Source organism: Nautilia lithotrophica (assembly GCF_054656815.1).
In genome coordinates this window covers 22,461-40,313 of sequence record NZ_BAAHXN010000001.1, presented here as the reverse complement: position 1 = coordinate 40,313, position 17,853 = coordinate 22,461, and the positions used below count along the sequence as shown (strand labels likewise).

Here is a 17,853-nt window from a genome sequence, read left to right as displayed (position 1 = left end):
ATGAACTACATAAAATTTTTCAAAGAACTTTCAATAAAAGATGTTGACGAAGTCGGCGGTAAAAATGCAAGTCTTGGTGAAATGTATAACAAATTAACCCCCCTTGGAATAAAAGTTCCAAACGGATTTGGTGTAACAGCAAGCGCTTATAGATATTTTTTAAAATATAACAGACTTGATGAAAAATTTGCCGAAATTTTTAAAAATTTTGATCCACAAAATATAGACGAATTAAAAAAAGTCGGCAAATTATGCCGAGAAATGATTACGAATGCCGAAATACCGGAAGATTTAAAAGAAGAAATTTTAAAAGGTTATGAAGAGCTTAAAAAAGAGTACGGAAACGACGTATCTTTAGCGGTCAGAAGTTCAGCTACGGCTGAAGATTCGCCAACAGCTTCATTTGCCGGACAGAATGAAACGTACTTAAACATTAAAGGTGAAGAAAACCTTCTTAATGCCTATAAAATGTGTCTTGCAAGTAACTTTACCGACAGAAGCATAAGTTATAAATATACCCATAATTTCGATCCTTTGAAAGTTTATCTGGCCGTTGTGGTTATGAAAATGGTTAGAAGCGATAAAGGCAGCAGCGGTGTAATGTTCAGTATAGACACCGAAACCGGATTTAAAGACGTTGTGTTTATAAACGCGGCATGGGGACTTGGTGAAAACGTGGTTCAGGGGACAATTGATCCTGATAGTTTTTTCGTTCATAAACCGACATTTAAAAAAGGCAAAAAAGCCGTTTTAAAACGAAAACTCGGAAATAAAGAAAAAATGATGATCTTTTCCGAAAAAAAAGAAACTACAAATCTTGCAGAGCAGTTTACAAAAAACATAAGAACGCCTATTGAAAAGAAAAAGCAGTTTGCCATTACCGACGAAGACGTTCTAAAACTTGCCGAATGGGCTATAAAAATTGAAGACCATTATACTGAAGTTAACGGCCATTATACGCCTATGGATATGGAATGGGCAAAAGACGGAATTGATGGAAATCTTTATATGGTTCAGGCAAGACCGGAAACCGTTCATTCACAGGAAAGCGTAAACGAATTTGAAATTTATAAACTCAAAGAAAAATCAAATGTAATTCTTACCGGTAACGCAGTCGGTGAAAAAATAGGCGTCGGCAGGGTAAAAATATTAAAAAGCATGGCGGAAGCCGACAAGTTTGAAAAAGGCGATGTTTTAGTAGCCACCACCACAAGCCCCGACTGGGAGCCCGTAATGAAAATAGCAAGTGCAATCATTACGGAAACGGGAGGCAGAACATGTCACGCGGCGATTGTAAGCCGTGAACTCGGAAAACCGGCAATCGTAGGAGCCAAAAACGCAACAAAAATACTCAAAAATGATCAAGAAGTCACGGTCAGCTGTGCGGAGGGTGAAGTAGGAAAAGTATATGAGGGAATACTTGATTTTGAAATAGAAAAAGTGGATATTTCCAAGCTGCCCCGTCCTAAAACAAAAATAATGATGAACCTTGGAAATCCGGAACTCTCTTTCTCTCTTGCAAAATTGCCGGTGGACGGAATAGGACTTGCGAGAATGGAATTCATCATAAATACATACATTAAAGCTCATCCTATGGCCATTAAACACCCTGATATTTTAAGCGAAACGGAAAGAGCTCTTATAGACGAACTTGCATTTCCGTTTGACGGAGATGCGGAAGACTTTTTCGTAAAAACACTAAGTGAAGGTGTAGCTACTCTTGCAGCCGGGGTTTATCCTAAAAAATGTATAGTTAGAATGAGTGATTTTAAATCAAATGAATATGCAAATCTTTTAGGAGGCAGACATTTTGAACCGATAGAAGAAAACCCGATGATAGGATTCAGGGGTGCTGCAAGATATACACATCCAAACTATAAAGAAGGGTTTGAACTTGAATGCAAAGCCATGAAAAGAGCTATTTTTGATATGGGATTTGAAAATATTGTTTTGATGATTCCGTTTTGCAGACGTGTGGAAGAAGCAAAAAGAGTCAAAGAGCTGCTTATCAAATACGGACTTGGTGACGTTGAAACATATATGATGTGTGAAATTCCTAATAACGTAATTTTAATAGACGAATTTTTAGAAGTGTTTGACGGAATCAGCATAGGAACAAACGACCTTACACAGCTTACATTGGGTGTTGACAGGGATTCACAAATCGTAGCTTTTGATTATGAAGAAAGGGATGAAGGCGTTAAAAAAATGGTAAAAATGGCTGTAGAAGGCGCTAAAAGAAACAAAAAATATTCAGGCCTCTGTGGTCAGGCACCAAGTGATTATCCGGAATTTGCAGAATTTTTAGTAAGTATCGGAATTGAAAGTATGAGTTTAAATCCCGATAGTGTTTTAAAAATCATAAAAGACATTGCGGAGATGGAAAATAAATAAGTTAGTTGAGATTAGTTAGAGTTAATTGGAGTTAGTTGAGGTTGGTCAAGTTATTAAGGTTAATGAAGTTGATAAAATTTTTAAGGTAACTAACTTTAACAACCATAAAAACTTTAATTAACTTTAATAACCATAAAAGCCTTAATTAACTTTAACAACTCTAATAACCTTAACAATTTCAAAAACTTTAATAACTTTAAAGGATCGACATGGAAAAACAAGCATACGAACAAAGTTTTGGAGCCGCTAAAATTGTAACTGGTTCGGCTCATCTTCTTGATACGGGAAAAAGTAAAATATTAATTGACTGCGGTATGTTTCAGGGACTTAACGAACACTTAAACTATGAACCTTTAGGGTTTGATCCAAAAGAGATAGACGCGCTCATAATCACACATGGACATCTTGATCATGTCGGAAGGATTCCTCTTTTATATAAAGGCGGATTTAAAGGTAAAGTGTTCGCTCATCCCGCTACTTTTGACATTGCAAAAATCGTTTTGATGGATGCGGCAAAATTACAGGAAGAAGAATACAAAACACAATACAAAAAAGCACAAAGGCGAGGTGAAGAAAATAAAGTCAGAAAACCTCTTTATACCAAGGACGATATAAAAGAAATATTCAAAAAAATGAATAAAAACAAAATAGAATACAATAAAAAAATTAAGATTACAAAAGACATAAAAGCTACATTCAAAGATGCGGGGCATATATTAGGAAGCAGTTTTGTGGAAATTGATTTTAATGAATTCAACATACCAAAAAGAATAGTATTCAGTGGCGACCTTGGCAACAAAAACAACGGCATACTTCCAACACCTCAAAAACCTACTTTTGCAGACGCTTTATTTATAGAATCCACATACGGAGACAGAAACCATAAAAGTATAGATGAAAGTATAAGGGAATTTAAAAAAGTAATCATCGACACCCTGCTTAACGGCGGAAACGTTTTAATTCCGACTTTTGCCATTGAAAGGGCACAGCAGATTTTATGCATACTTAAAGAAATGAGCGAAGAAAAATCCCTTCCAAAAAGTGCGAAAGTTTTCCTTGACTCACCAATGGCTACAAAAGTTACGGCTGTATATAAAAAATGGGATAAATTATTAACTGATAAATGTAAATCATATAAATCCCACCCTTTTGAATTTAAACAGCTGCGTTTGGTTAAAGATGTGGAAGAAAGTAAAGCGATTAATAAAATAGAAAGAGGTGCTATTATTATAGCCGGAAGCGGAATGTGTAACGGCGGAAGAATCCTGCACCATCTAAAACACCGCCTTTGGAATCCGAGAAACTCACTTCTTTTTGTAGGATATCAGGCAAAAGGGACACTCGGAAGAGATATAATTGATGGTGCTAAATTTATCAAAATATTTCATGAAGAAATAATAGTAAAAGCAAAAGTGCATACAATCAACGGCTTTTCGGCACATGCAGATCAAAGAGAACTGCTTGAATGGATGAGTGAATTTGAGAGACTTGATAGAATCTTTCTAATACACGGAGAAGAAGACAAACAGACAATTTTCAAAGCCGTAATCAATTCATACTTCAACAAAAAAGCCCATATAGTGGAATTGGGAGAAAAGATTTATCTTTAATCCCTTTTATTAAATAATTTCGTTTTTAAGGATTTTAGGGAAAGTATTGAAGTAGATATCTTTTGCTTTTTCAAGAGTAACTTCAACATCGTTTATTTTAATTTTATCACTGCCTACACTTCCGACTTTTTCAAAATAAATACCTTTATCTTTACATAATTTTTCAAATTCTGTTTCATTTTCAGGTTTAACTTCCACAAAAGCCCTGCTAAGTGTCTCAGCAAATATGTCTTTAGGAGAATTTACGCTTATATTAAGTTCAAGCCCTTTATCGCTAACACACGCCCATTTGTATGCCGCAATAGCCGCACCACCGGTTGATATGTCTTTTGCGCTTTCTATCAGATCACTTTGTAAAATATCCCAAAGTTTTAGTTCTTTTTCAAAATCAACTTCAGGATGCTCACCTGCTACAATACCACCGAAAACTTTAAGATAAAGACTTCCGCCAAATTCCGGCTTTGTTTCACCTAAAATATATATGCTATTGCCTTCTTTTTTAAGGTCCGTGGTTCTAAAATCATCACTCGCACCGACCATTGCAATTTCCGGCGTTGGATATACACCCTCACCCTCATTTTCATTATAAAGTGAAACGTTACCGCTCACAACCGGAGTATTAAGTGCCGCACAAGCTTCTTTGATTCCTTCGCAACCCATTTTAAACTGCCACATAATTTCAGGATTTAGAGGATTTCCATAATTCAAGCAGTCTGTAATCGCAAGGGGTCTGATTTTCTTAACAGCCACGTTTCTTCCGGCTTCCATTACAGCAGCAGCTGCTCCCTTTTTTGGATCGATATAGTTAAATCTTGCGTTACAATCGCAAGCCATTCCTAAATATCTTCCGTTTTCTTTTACTCTTATAACACTTCCGTCAGCTCTTTTGGTATCCACAGTATTTGTTTGGACCATTGAATCATATTGTTCATAAATCCAAGCTTTATCAACTACTTCACTCTCAGCCATTAATTTTTCAAACGCAACTTGAGGGTCGATTTCAGGAATTTCAACATTTTTAATTTCTTTAAGGTATTCAGGCTCTTTTACAGGTCTTACGAGTTCTGGTGCTTCCTCAGTAATAGGATCAACAGGAATATCAGCTACTTTTTCACCATACCAGAATAATTCAACCCTTCCGGTATCCGTAACCTCACCAATTACTTCGGCGTCAAGGTCGTATTTTTTAAATATTTCGATAACTTTATCTTCATATCCTTTTTTCGCACAGATAAGCATTCTTTCTTGTGATTCGCTAAGCATAAGCTCATAAGGATTCATTCCCTCTTCTCTCATCGGAACTTTATCAAGATGCATTACAAGCCCGCTTCCGCTCTTTCCAGCCATTTCAAAACTTGAAGAAGTAAGTCCCGCGGCACCCATATCTTGAATACCTACGATATAGTCAGTTTTGAAAAGTTCTAAACACGCTTCCATAAGAAGTTTTTCAGTAAACGGATCCCCTACCTGAACTGTAGGTCTTTGATCTTCATCACCTTCTTTAAAGCTGTCCGAACTCATAACAGCCCCTCCTAACCCGTCACGACCTGTTTTAGATCCTACGTAAATTACAGGGTTTCCGATACCTTCAGCTTTTGCGTAGAAAATCTCATCCTGAGGACATATTCCGAGTGAAAACGCATTAACTAATATATTTCCTTTATAACACTCTTCAAACGCAGTCTCACCACCGATTGTAGGCACTCCTATACAATTTCCGTATCCGGCTATTCCTGCCACAACGCCGTTTAATAAATGTCTGTGAAGTTTTGCGATATCATCATCTCCTTTAATATGTGCAAATCTTATAGCATTGAGATTAGCAACAGGTCTTGCACCCATTGTAAATATATCTCTAAGTATTCCACCGACACCTGTTGCAGCACCTTGATATGGCTCAATAAAGGAAGGATGATTGTGAGATTCCATTTTAAATACCGCTGCCATTCCACCGCCTATGTCAATCACACCTGCATTTTCACCGGGACCCTGAATAACCCACGGCGCTTTTGTAGGAAAGCCTTTTAAATATACTTTACTTGATTTGTATGAGCAGTGTTCGCTCCACATAGCACTGAATACACCAAGTTCTACAAAATTGGGCTCACGTCCGAGTATTTTTTTAATATGTTCATAATCTTCCCATGATAATTTATGTTTCTCAAGCACTTCATTTAATTGATTCTTATCAATCTCATATGCCATAATATACCTTTTTTTAAAGAAATTATACCATATATAAGTTGTGAAGTTGATAAGCGGGTAAGTTGTTAAGTAATTAAGGTATTCATACATTTATTAAACTTTTTATAGCTTCACGACTTAACCGCTTCACAACATACCTACTAAACTGATATAATTTCAACAAAAATTTAGGAGGGGCAGTTGGATTATTATGAAATATTAGGAGTTGAAAGAACTGCTACTAAAGTAGAAATAAAAAAAGCATACCGTAAGCTCGCCATGAAATACCATCCGGATAAAAACCCGGGCGATAAAGAAGCTGAGGAGATGTTTAAAAAAATAAACGAAGCATATCAGGTATTAAGCGATGACGAAAAAAGAGCAATTTACGACAGATATGGAAAAGAAGGATTAGAAGGCAGAGGATATCAGACTGATTTTGATTTCGGTGATATATTTGATATGTTTAACGATATATTCGGAGGGGGTTTTGGCAGATCCAAACCGGAAGTTCAAATGCCTTATGATATAGATAAAGCTGTCGAAGTTACACTTGAATTTGAAGAAGCCGTATATGGCGTAAGCAAAGAAATCGAAATAAGTTATTTCAAACTTTGTCCTAAATGTAAAGGCAGCGGTGCCGAAGAAAAACAGACATGCCCAAGCTGTCATGGAAGAGGAACAATTGTAATGGGCAACGGATTTATGAGAATTTCCCAAACATGTCCACAATGTAGCGGCAGAGGATTTATAGCCAAAAAAATATGTAATGAATGCCGTGGTAAAGGTTATATCGTAGAAAAAGAAAAAGTAAAAATTGATATTCCTGCCGGAATAGACACCGGAATGAGAATGCGTATAAAAGGACACGGAAATCAGGATATAAGCGGATACAGAGGCGATTTATACTTAATTTTCAATGTAAAAGAATCTAAAATATTTAAAAGAAAAGGCAATAATTTAATTGTTGAAGTTCCTATTTTCTTTACAAGTGCAATTCTTGGTGACAATGTTAAAATCCCGACATTAAGTGGAGAAAAAGAAATAGAAATCAAACCTCATACAAAAGACAACACAAAAATTATCTTCCGAGGTGAGGGAATAGCCGATCCGAACACAGGATACAGAGGCGACTTAATCGCAATCCTGAAAATCGTATATCCTAAAAAACTCACAGACGAACAAAAAGAACTTCTTGAAAAATTACATAAAAGTTTCGGCGGCGAAATAAAAGAGCACAAAAATATTTTAGAAGAAGCAATAGACAAAGTAAAAGGATGGTTCAATAAACTTAATAAATCTTAATTTTACTTTCTATTTCTTCTATTATATCTTTAACACTCTCTGATAAACTTATTTTAACTGCTATCCCTTTTTGTGATAATATTTTTTCAAGTTTATTTTTAACCTTATATGTTCCCATTTCACCAGTTTCAAATAAAAGAATTACAAAAGCGTTGTCATATTTTGCAACCAAATCGCTTTTTCTTAAATTTTTCTGTATTAATTTTATGCGGTCGGCATCAAATTTAAAAAGCAAAATACTTATTTTTAAATTTTTATATCTTTTATAAATTTCGAATGTCTGTTTAAAATATTCAACAAAAAAAGCTTTTGAATAAATATTGTATTTAGGCTCTTTAATTAAATTTAAATAAAATTTTTCAATAATTTCTATCAATTTTTCTTTAGGAAGTTCAATAAGCTTTTTCATAACAATATCTTAATTAAAATCTCCGCCGGATAAAAAAAATAATTACTAAGAGGCGTAAAAAGAACTATCATTAATATAATCATTCCATATGGTTCTATTTTATTATAAAATTCAACCAGTTTATACCATTTAAACTGCAAAGCAAGATATTTTAGTGCATTTGCCCCGTCAAGCGGCGGAATCGGAAACATATTAAATACGGCTAAAATTACATTGATTAAAACCATATACATTAAAAACATATACAAAAAGAGGCTTACGAATCCTTCTGGTTTTCCTACTATTCCTATAAGTGACGATGCAATTACGGCCATAGTCATATTATACACAACACCTGCAACCGATACATTAAACGCACCTATATATCCGCCTCTGTTTACAACGGTAAAAATATTTACCGGCACCGGTTTTGCCCATCCAAAAACGATGGGATCCGCAACACCGGCTAGTTTTTGTGAAACAAAAAGTATAATTGGAAAAACAATACTCCCAAAAGGATCTATATGTTTTAGGGGATTTATACTTAGTCTGCCTTCGTTACTTGCTGTCATATCCCCATAATGTCTTGCTACAAGTCCGTGCATAATTTCATGCCCTACAATTGCAATAATAAATGCTAAACCCAATGCCAGATATTTAATAATAAAAAATTCCAACTTAAACCTTTAATTTTTCATTTTTCACTATTCATTTGCTTTTGGATTACATCCGGCTGTAAGGTATGGCTTTTTACCTTCTCTTAATTCTTCTTCAATCTCATCAATAGTCTTTCCTACTCTGTTCCATCTGATTGTATAATTCGGGCAGTTTTCAGCTTCATCCTCGCCTTCTTTTTGCATAACCCAGCTCATATAAATAAACCAAGGTTTACCCACTATCAGTTTATAAGGAACAGGCCCCCAAAATCTACTATCATTACTATGATCTCTATTATCCCCCATCATAAAATAATTATCTTTTGGGACTATTATCGGTCCGTAATTTATTACTTCTTCAGGAAAATCAACATGAGGGTCGTGATGAATGCCCGGATGGTCTTTCATATACGGATTTAAAACCCATTTTTCACCATTTATATCAACAACAGCGGCATTCATTTTTCTTGCAAATTCTATTGTTTGTTTATCGCTGTTTTGAACCCTTAAATATAAATTTTTATTTCTTACCATCAGTTTATCACCGCCAATGGCTACACATCTTTTTACAAAATGCATTTTAGGATTTACAGGAAATCTGAATATAACGATATCACCTCTTTTGGGTCTTGGTCCGTCAATTAAATGTCCGTCACCTCTAAAGTCAGGTAAAATTGGTATTTCAAGCCACGGTATATGCGGAATCGGAACACCATATGCAAATTTTTTGGCAAACAAAGCGTCGCCCGGAAGCAGCGTTCTTTTCATACTTCCGCTGGGAATCACAAACGCCTGGGCTAAAAAGAAAATAATTAATAAGACTATTACGATAGTCCCCGTCCATGTATTGGACCAATTATATAATTTTTTTAATTTTTCCTTCATTTAACCTCTTTCGCAAAATTTCTAGCAGCTTTTACAGTATTTTTAAGTAGCATGGCAATAGTCATAGGTCCTACACCACCTGGAACAGGTGTAATATATGATGCTTTTTTACTTACATTTTCAAAATCAACATCTCCGACCAATCTTCCATCTTCAAGTCTATTTATTCCAATATCAATTACTATTGCACCCTCTTTAACCATATCAGCAGTAATTAGATTAGGCTTTCCAACACCTACGATTACAATATCGGCTCTTTTTGTATGTGAAGCCAAATCTCTTGTTTCAATATGACATATATCAACCGTAGCCCATGCGTTTACAAGAAGCGCCCACATAGGTTTACCTACGATATTGCTTGCACCAACTACACATACGTCTTTACCTTTAAGGTCAATATTATATTCTTCAAATATTTCCATAACACCAAGAGGCGTGCATGGTGCAAACGTATCAAGCCCTTCAACAAGTCTTCCCATATTATATGGATGAAATCCGTCAACGTCCTTACTTGGATCAACCGCTTCAAGAATTTTAGTGGTATCGATATGTTTCGGAAGGGGCAGTTGAATCAAAAGTCCGTGGATATTTGGGTTCTCATTAATCATTTTAATGGTTGAGAGGAGCTCTTTTTCCGTTATACTTTCCGGAAATTCATGCACAACGCTGTAAATTCCGACTTTTTGGCATGCATTTCTTTTCATTTTTACATAAGTGTGACTGGCAGGATCGTCACCAACCAATATAACCGCAAGGCCCGGAGTTACACCTTTGGCTTTCAGTTCTTCAACATCTTTTTTGAGATTTTCTTTTATTTTTTCGGAGAGTTTTTTTCCATCAAGAATTGTCATTACTTTTCCTTTTTGATAAAATGAGAAATATTTGAAATTTTAACATAAAAGGCAATAAAGAAGTGAAAAATGAATTTAATAATCCTCTTAATTTAGGAAAACTAAAAAAATTAACCGCCAAATACATTTTTATTTCTGCAATTTTATTTACAAATGTTCATGCCAAAAACGACGAATGGTTTATAACAAATCTTGAATACGGAAAAATGCTCTATAATAATCCAAGAGGTATCAGCTGTGCAAAATGCCATGGCCCAAAAGGCAAAGGTAAAATAATAACATCATTTATAAACTCAAAAGGCAAAAAAGAGACAATAAAAACAATCCCTTTAAAAAACCTGACTTTTGAAAAATTAAAAAAAGCCCTATTTCACAATTACAATCTAAAACTGATAAGAAAAAAACATCCAAATTCCCCGTTAAAATACATAAACATTATGCCAAAATACGACTATCTCACAGACAACGAAATACAAGCAATTCTTCTTTATTTAAAATCAAAGGATTAGCCATGATTTTCAACGACATTTCAGAACTTCAAAAAATAGTGGAAAACAATGACTTTCAAAGTGCTGAAAAGTTTTTAAAAAAAGCCTCTTATAATATAGTTTCAACGAAAAAAAGAAGTGTGTTAATGGTAAGCGGACATCAGGTAAAACATTTAAATAAAATTGACGAACTTCCGGCTGATGTGATTATGCTTAACCTTGAAGACGGCGTTCCACAAGAAAAAAAAGAGATAGCAAGAATAATGCTCGGTGTTTTTTTGTCCAATATAAAAAACATAAACAAAGAAATCGTAATAAGGGTAAATCCTCTAAACGAAGGAGGACTTGAAGATATCAAATTTTTAAACAGATTCTCTTTTAATGCTTTTAGAATCCCAAAAGTAAACTCAGTTGAAGAAATTGATGACGTGTTTATGTTAACGGATAAAGAAATACACGCATCAATTGAAACAAAAGAAGCTTTTTTTAATTTAAAAGATTTAACCCATCCAAAACTTACTACATTTTATATAGGAATATACGATCTTCTAAACGAACTGAAAATAAACCACTCAGTTATTGAGCTTAACAATCCTTTGATTCACAGAATTTTAAGCGACTTTTCCCTTACATGCAGATATATGAACATAACGCCTATCGGATTTGTTTACCAGCAGTATAAAGATTTAGACGGCTTTAAAAACTGGTGTCTGCTGCAAAAAAATCTCGGAATGCAGGGTATAGGATGTATAACCCCGGCACAATGCGAAATAGCAAATAAAATATTTGAATCGAACATAGAATTTGCCAAGATGATAGTTGAAAGATTTGAGAGAGAAGGCCCTTTTACGATTGACGGACTTTATGTTGACGAGCCTATATATAAAAATTACAAGCAAATTATTTTATAAAAAATTTCTCAATAATATCTTCCGGGATTCTTTTAGGCCTTTGTGTTTTGAAATCAACAAAAACCCATTCGCTAAATCCATTTGTTATAAGTTTATTGTTTTTGTATATTTCATACTTTCTGATTACAAGCAGCTTTTTTACCTCATCAATCCATGTTCTTAAAGTAAGTTTATCACCTTCAAACGCCGGAAGTTTATATTCTATGCAGTGTTTTCTGGCAACCCAGCTGACACCATGAGTTTTATAATATTCAACTCCAAACCCTTCTTTTGTTGAATGTTCCATTGCAATATTTATCATCCATTCTAGATATTTAAGGTTATTAACGTGCCCATTAAAATCTATATCATTATTAGTAACATTTATTACTTTTTCATATACTTTTGGTTTCATATATAACCTTACAGCTGTAATCTTTCAGGTTTTCCGAAATAATATCCCTGAGAATAATCGATACCTAATTCTTTAACTTTTTTAAAAATTTCTTCATTTTCCACAAACTCTGCAATGGTTTTTATGTTATTGGCTTTTGCGAATTCTACTATTGATTTAACGACACTATATGAAAATTTATCTTTATGAATGTCTTTTATTAATGTCCCGTCCAATTTTAAAAAGTCGGGTTTATAATTAATAAGTCTTATAAAATTTGAATATCCGCTCCCAAAATCATCTATTGCAATAGTTACACCCAAATTTTTAATTTTTGTAATAAACTCTTCCAACACGTCATATTTTTCAACATCCGCATCTTCCAACAATTCAAAAGTAACATATTTTGCGAATTCTTTATTATCTCTTAACATTTCATAAATAAGTTCTCTTACTATTTCCTTTTCTATATCTATTTCGGAAATATTAATACTAATATCATAATCTTTAAATTTTTTTACTATATCAAAAGCTTCACTAAGGACAATTTCGGTAATTTTAGAATAGTAAACACCCTGTTTTGCAACATCGATAAATTTTGCAGGTGGAATAATTTCATTGTTATATTGAATTCTTACAAGTGTTTCATATTTTACAATTTTTTGTGTGCTGTTTTCTATTATAGGTTGATAAAAACAGATTATGTTTTTATTATCTATTGCTTCTTTTAATATATGAAGAATTTGTAAATTCTCCTGTGCTATTTCTTTTTCTATTTCAAGCAATCCATCGGCAATTATAAAAGAATCTCTGTTATGTTTAATTTTATTCATACCTATTCTTGCATTTTCAAAAGCTTCTTTTCCTTTTGAAACACTTATTATAACTGTTACGTCATATAAAAACTCACCTATATCAAGTTGTGAATAATTTATCTGTTTTTGTAATTTTTTAAGTTCTTCAATATATTTTCCATATGTAAATTCATTCCCATTCAAATCAGCCACTATGACATATTCACCTTCATCTAAATCAAAAACTTTATCTATACCTTCTGGCAAAAAACTTTTTAAATGATCTTCAAATTTATGCTCTATTGTCTCAGCAATTTTTTCACCAAAAAAATTTCTAAAACTTTGAAAATTTTCAATTTCAATCAATCCAACAAATGGATCTTTTGCATTTTCTAAATAATCATATAATAATTTTTTTGGTTTCATCATTTCGCTTATATCGTAACAAATCGAAATAAGCTCAATAATGTTTCCATATTCATCCAATATTGGACTTATTAATGCTTTTATGTATACTATTTTTCCATTTTTATCTTTACATTTTATTATTTCACTAAACAAGTTTTTTTCATTTATGATATTACGCCAAAATTCTTCTATTTCTTTTTGTATTTTATCAGCATTGTAAATCATATAGTCAATCTGTTTGCCAATAATCTCATCTTTTGAATAACCGAAAATTTTACAAAACTCACCATTTACATATGTAAAATGTTTATTGGTATCAAATTTTGCAACCATCACACTTTTATCAACAATATTTTGATATTGTTTTAATAAATTCTCAAATTCTTTTGCTTCTTTTTTAAGAAGTAAATTATGTGTTATTTTTTTTAATATCTCAACAAACTGATCAATTTCAAAAGGTTTTAATATAAACCCATCAACACCAAGTTTAATTGCTTCAATAAAATATTCTGTTTCGTTATAGGCGGATACAACCAACGTATTTATATTTGGTGATTTTTCTTTTATTTTTTTAATCATCTCTAAGCCGTTTAATTTCGGCATATTGATATCCGTAATAATTAAATCTATTTGATTTGAGTTAAATTTTTCTAAGCCTTCTAAACCATCCTTGGCAGTAATAACATTTCTGAAAAATTTTTCAAATATTAATTTAGTTTCTTCCAATGCATCTTTATTGTCTTCCACATACAAAACATTAAAATTTTTAGTAAATTTCATAACTTTTTGTAAATCATTCATTATCCACCTTTAATTCTATTCTAAAAACTGCCCCGGCATCATCATTATAAGCATATAATTTACCTTTTAATCTCTCTTCAACGATCTGCTTACTCATATACAAACCAAGACCTGTGCCGTTTCTTTCATCTTTTGTAGTGAAATACGGATTAAAAATTTTATCTATAATATCTTCTCTTATACCACCACCATTATCTTTAATCTCAATTATACACAAACTTTTTTTATAATCATAAAACACTTTTATTTTAATATAAGGTTCTTTTATTTTTCTTTCTTTAAGAATATCTTCTGCATTTCTTATAATATTTAATAAAACCTGTTTTAATTCATTTGGAAATGTATTTATTTCTTTTTTACATTTAATATCCAAAACTACTTTAATGTTTTTATTTTCAATAGAAGCTTTTGCTATGTTTAGCGTCTGTTCAATAATCTCTTGCATTTTCACAGGTCTAATTTCATTTTCTTTTCTATAAAATTTTCTAAAATCATCAATTGTATTACTTAAATGCTGGATTAGCTCTTCTATTTTTGTGATAGATTCTTTTATTTCTTTTTCGTTAATTTCTCCTAAATCAAATCCCAATTTTAACTTAGAAATAATTAAACTCATTACATTTAAGGGCTGACGCCATTGATGTGCAATCATACTTAAAAGTTCACCCATTAACGCCATTCTTGATTGCAGAATTAATTGTTTTTCTTTTTCTCTATTTTTTTGTATTTCTTCTTGAACTTTATCTTCAAGCGTATCATTCAATACTTTTAATTCTTCAATCAAATTTTGCATTTCTTGTTGTCTCTTCCAGTCATAAAATAAAAAGAACACCAAAATAACAACAGAAACAATCATTACAAACAATATAACTTTTAAGTTACTCTTTAATATTTGTAAATTATCATTAATTAAATTTAAGGGCAGTGTTGAAAAATCTACAACAATGATATAATTAACTCTGTTAAATTTAACAACCGGATACAAAAAAGTTGTCCAAATATCATTTATTTTTTGTTTAAAGATCACTGGTTCTTTGGTAGCTAATACTTTATACCAATATTCTGTTTTTAATGGTTCAAATTTTTCATTAAATGTAAATTTATCTCTTTTATCAAGACTTCCATCGGCTAATACCCTAAAAAATTGTTCATTTTGTGGTTTATAAACAATAAATATATTTTTTATTTTTATTGTTAAAAAGCTACTTAAATACAAATTTAAATCTTGTCTTGCTTTTTTATCTGTTTTTAATATCTTAGCCAAATTATTGCCATATTTAGTATAAATATATCGTTCAATATTTTTTGTAAAATATGTAATTTCCGATACTTGATACTTAAATAAATCATCACTAATTTTATATTCTGTTTTTTGAAACATATTAGAAACCCACAATAAAAAACCAATCATAACAACAACTAAAAAACCTAAAACATATGTAGTTGCATTTTTAAATTCTATTTTTTTCATTCCAAAAATTCCTTAAATTCAGGCAGTATATTTAAATCGTATTTTTGAATAATCTTTTTTCTAAGCCTTAACTGAGGTCTACCCTTTCTCCAATAAAAAGCCCCTATAGCATTTTTGTCTTGTATATAATTATAATAATCTAATAAAAAATGAGGTTTATTCATGCATTTTTTACTTATTCCTAATATTATATCTGCTTTTTTACAATTATTTACATTTTTTAAAAAAATAGAATTTAATTTTTTATATTTGGGATTTTCTGTATAAATATATATTACTTTTTTATTAAAAAGAGAGGTAAAAAGTTTTGAAAAAAGTTTTATTTCAATATTTTGAGCACTAATAAAAACTACTGAAATAATTATGCCTAATACTATTTTCAAAACCAATACTCCATACCAATACTTACTTTTCTGTCAATAAGCTGTAAGTCAGTTTTTATTATGTTTTTAGGATTAAAATTCTCTATTCTTATAAAAGAGTTTTTATATGCAGAATTCAATAAATTTTCACCTTTTAATGAAAAGGTTAAATTTTCATTGTAATTGTATTTTAAACCTATACTAATATCACACCCTTTTTTTATTGTCTTTTCTCCATTTGTCTTATATTCATTATTTTGATAAACAATATTCTCAAAAAAATCAAATTTTTTATATCTATGTGTATTAAGTAAAATGACTCTATGGCTTCTATTTAAATCAATATTTTCTAATTTTAAATAAATATAGTTTAATATTAAATCATTTATTACATGATAATTTCTATGATATTTAATATCAATCATTTTTACATAAATATTTTTATTATAAGATGTTAATGTTCCATCACTTTGAATAATAGGAAAATTTTTATTTATTCCATAAAAACCAACAAATTGTATATCACTATCTTTATTTAATAATTTTTTATATTTACCAATTAAAACATCATTTTTTTGAGGTTTTAATAAATTTGAGCCAAATAAAGTTTTATATAAATAAGGCGGAACAGAATATTCTATATGATGAAAGGAAAATTTGAATATATTTTCATTATTTGGTAAATAAGTTGAAACTATTTTATATTGATTTAAATTATAATCATTAACAACGTCGTTAAAATATCTACTAAATTCATATCCCAACGTAATAATTAAGTTCTTTTTTATTTGAATATTGTCTTCAGCATATATATTTATGATATTTTGTTTTTTAATACCATTATAATCGTAATTTTTATCATTCACTTCTAATTTATAATAATTCATTAATTTATTTCTTAAACTAATCCCGTAAATAATATTTTGTGAATTAAAAGTTTTTTCCGTATTTACTTTCAGAGTATTAACTATATCATTACCTTTTGCTAATACTTTTGTAACAAGCGTTGAAGTGTTTTTTTGAATAAATAAACCACTTTTTTCATAATAAAACACATTATCTTTCATATAATCTAAAGTATATTTAATATTAACCAAGCCCGATTTGTGTTCAAATCCAAAATGAGCTTCTTTATATTTTTGATAACCCTCATCAAGTTTACCATCCATGCTTATTCCCATAAAAGGCTCTTGCTTTTGATAAATCATATTCAAAAGATATTTAGTTTTTTCTTCTTTACAAGTCCAAAATATATGATAATTAGAATTATTTCTTGAAAGTATTGTGTCTTCTATATTAATTTTTTTATGTTTTATTTGGCTTTTTGAAAAGTTTAGATAATTTTGTTTATTTCCTATTTCAAAACTCTGAGAGTTTGACCCATATGTTCCATATGAAAAAGAAAATTTTTTACCTTCATCTCTTTGTGGTTGTTTAGAATAAAGTTTAATTATTACATATGCAGGTTCTGTAGTAATTTTATACGATGGCGTTAAATAATAAATTTCTATATGATCTACAAAAGAAAGATTAATATTACCAAATAGAAACAATCCGTTATCATATTTTGCAGTTGTAATTTCTTGATTATCAATAAAAATTCGTATTCCATTACTTGCATAAGGTAAATTGTTTGCACTCCAAGGGTCGAGAACACCATATCTACTAATTTCATATCCTATTATTGTATTTTTTAATATATCTCTTAAATATCTTGCTTGCATCATGTCAAGTTGATATCTTGTGATTACATATGATATACCTGCACTTTCTTGTTTAGTTTTTAATGATAAATCTTCTTGTTTTTCAATTTCGTTAAGTAGCGTTTTAATAGTTTGATTAGAAGCTAAAATCCAACTAAAGAATAAAAACATCACCGCAACAATACGCATTTTCATCCCTTCTCCACATTAAAAATAAATTAATTCGTAAATTATAACAACAATTTTGCTAAAATTACAAACAAAAAGGA

General features: G+C 31.1%; 15 protein-coding genes. 5 read left to right on the top strand and 10 right to left on the bottom strand.

Annotated elements, in window-relative coordinates:
• Both ppsA and ACYQ19_RS00185 read left to right on the top strand, forming a co-directional pair.
• Nucleotides 1-2,394 (top strand): phosphoenolpyruvate synthase, encoded by a 2,394-nt coding sequence (gene ppsA, locus ACYQ19_RS00190; protein ID WP_459977179.1) that lies wholly within the window; start codon nucleotides 1-3, stop codon nucleotides 2,392-2,394.
• Nucleotides 2,395-2,603: 209 nt separating this feature from the next.
• Nucleotides 2,604-4,004, top strand: coding sequence for an MBL fold metallo-hydrolase RNA specificity domain-containing protein (locus tag ACYQ19_RS00185; RefSeq protein WP_459977177.1), 1,401 nt, complete (start codon nucleotides 2,604-2,606; stop codon nucleotides 4,002-4,004).
• 9 nt (nucleotides 4,005-4,013) lie between these two features.
• Here the strand turns inward: ACYQ19_RS00185 and purL are convergent, their stop codons facing one another.
• A complete protein-coding gene (gene purL / locus ACYQ19_RS00180) occupies nucleotides 4,014-6,209 on the bottom strand; it encodes a phosphoribosylformylglycinamidine synthase subunit PurL (protein ID WP_459977175.1) in 2,196 nt (731 codons plus the stop codon).
• A 180-nt stretch (nucleotides 6,210-6,389) separates the two neighbouring features.
• Here purL and dnaJ point away from each other — a divergent pair, with 180 nt between their 5' ends.
• The gene (dnaJ, locus tag ACYQ19_RS00175) at nucleotides 6,390-7,493 is read left to right on the top strand and encodes a molecular chaperone DnaJ (protein WP_459977173.1); all 1,104 of its coding nucleotides are present in this window, start codon (nucleotides 6,390-6,392) and stop codon (nucleotides 7,491-7,493) included.
• Here the strand turns inward: dnaJ and ACYQ19_RS00170 are convergent.
• Genes ACYQ19_RS00170 through folD form a run of 4 tightly spaced genes read right to left on the bottom strand, consistent with a single transcriptional unit; the run spans nucleotide 7,480 to nucleotide 10,273 of the window.
• Nucleotides 7,480-7,902, bottom strand: coding sequence for a hypothetical protein (locus ACYQ19_RS00170; RefSeq protein ID WP_459977171.1), 423 nt, complete (start codon nucleotides 7,900-7,902; stop codon nucleotides 7,480-7,482). The genes dnaJ and ACYQ19_RS00170 overlap by 14 nt on opposite strands.
• Nucleotides 7,899-8,558, bottom strand: coding sequence for a site-2 protease family protein (locus ACYQ19_RS00165; protein ID WP_459977170.1), 660 nt, complete (start codon nucleotides 8,556-8,558; stop codon nucleotides 7,899-7,901). Before ACYQ19_RS00165 ends, ACYQ19_RS00170 begins: the two co-directional genes overlap by 4 nt.
• Before the next feature lie 27 nt (nucleotides 8,559-8,585).
• The gene (gene lepB, locus ACYQ19_RS00160) at nucleotides 8,586-9,422 is read right to left on the bottom strand and encodes a signal peptidase I (RefSeq protein ID WP_459977169.1); all 837 of its coding nucleotides are present in this window, start codon (nucleotides 9,420-9,422) and stop codon (nucleotides 8,586-8,588) included.
• The gene (gene folD, locus ACYQ19_RS00155) at nucleotides 9,419-10,273 is read right to left on the bottom strand and encodes a bifunctional methylenetetrahydrofolate dehydrogenase/methenyltetrahydrofolate cyclohydrolase FolD (protein ID WP_459977167.1); all 855 of its coding nucleotides are present in this window, start codon (nucleotides 10,271-10,273) and stop codon (nucleotides 9,419-9,421) included. The genes lepB and folD overlap by 4 nt, the downstream gene beginning before the upstream one ends.
• A gap of 62 nt (nucleotides 10,274-10,335) precedes the next feature.
• Here folD and ACYQ19_RS00150 point away from each other — a divergent pair, with 62 nt between their 5' ends.
• A complete protein-coding gene (locus ACYQ19_RS00150) occupies nucleotides 10,336-10,782 on the top strand; it encodes a c-type cytochrome (protein WP_459977166.1) in 447 nt (148 codons plus the stop codon).
• A 2-nt stretch (nucleotides 10,783-10,784) separates the two neighbouring features.
• On the top strand, nucleotides 10,785-11,672 hold the full coding sequence (locus ACYQ19_RS00145; protein ID WP_459977165.1) for an HpcH/HpaI aldolase/citrate lyase family protein: 888 nt from the start codon (nucleotides 10,785-10,787) through the stop codon (nucleotides 11,670-11,672).
• On the opposite strand, the gene ACYQ19_RS00140 is transcribed toward ACYQ19_RS00145, so the two are convergent.
• The 5 genes from ACYQ19_RS00140 to ACYQ19_RS00120 are packed head-to-tail and all read right to left on the bottom strand — an operon-like array spanning nucleotide 11,662 to nucleotide 17,779.
• Nucleotides 11,662-12,066: an acyl-CoA thioesterase gene (locus tag ACYQ19_RS00140; RefSeq protein ID WP_459977163.1), complete on the bottom strand. Its 405-nt coding sequence runs from the start codon at nucleotides 12,064-12,066 to the stop codon at nucleotides 11,662-11,664. The genes ACYQ19_RS00145 and ACYQ19_RS00140 overlap by 11 nt on opposite strands.
• A gap of 8 nt (nucleotides 12,067-12,074) precedes the next feature.
• A complete protein-coding gene (locus ACYQ19_RS00135; RefSeq protein WP_459977162.1) occupies nucleotides 12,075-14,048 on the bottom strand; it encodes an EAL domain-containing protein in 1,974 nt (657 codons plus the stop codon).
• On the bottom strand, nucleotides 14,041-15,519 hold the full coding sequence (locus ACYQ19_RS00130) for a sensor histidine kinase (protein WP_459977160.1): 1,479 nt from the start codon (nucleotides 15,517-15,519) through the stop codon (nucleotides 14,041-14,043). Before ACYQ19_RS00130 ends, ACYQ19_RS00135 begins: the two co-directional genes overlap by 8 nt.
• On the bottom strand, nucleotides 15,516-15,902 hold the full coding sequence (locus ACYQ19_RS00125; protein WP_459977159.1) for a hypothetical protein: 387 nt from the start codon (nucleotides 15,900-15,902) through the stop codon (nucleotides 15,516-15,518). Before ACYQ19_RS00125 ends, ACYQ19_RS00130 begins: the two co-directional genes overlap by 4 nt.
• A complete protein-coding gene (locus ACYQ19_RS00120; RefSeq protein ID WP_459977157.1) occupies nucleotides 15,899-17,779 on the bottom strand; it encodes a TonB-dependent receptor in 1,881 nt (626 codons plus the stop codon). The genes ACYQ19_RS00125 and ACYQ19_RS00120 overlap by 4 nt, the downstream gene beginning before the upstream one ends.
• Between the last annotated feature and the right edge of the window lie 74 nt (nucleotides 17,780-17,853).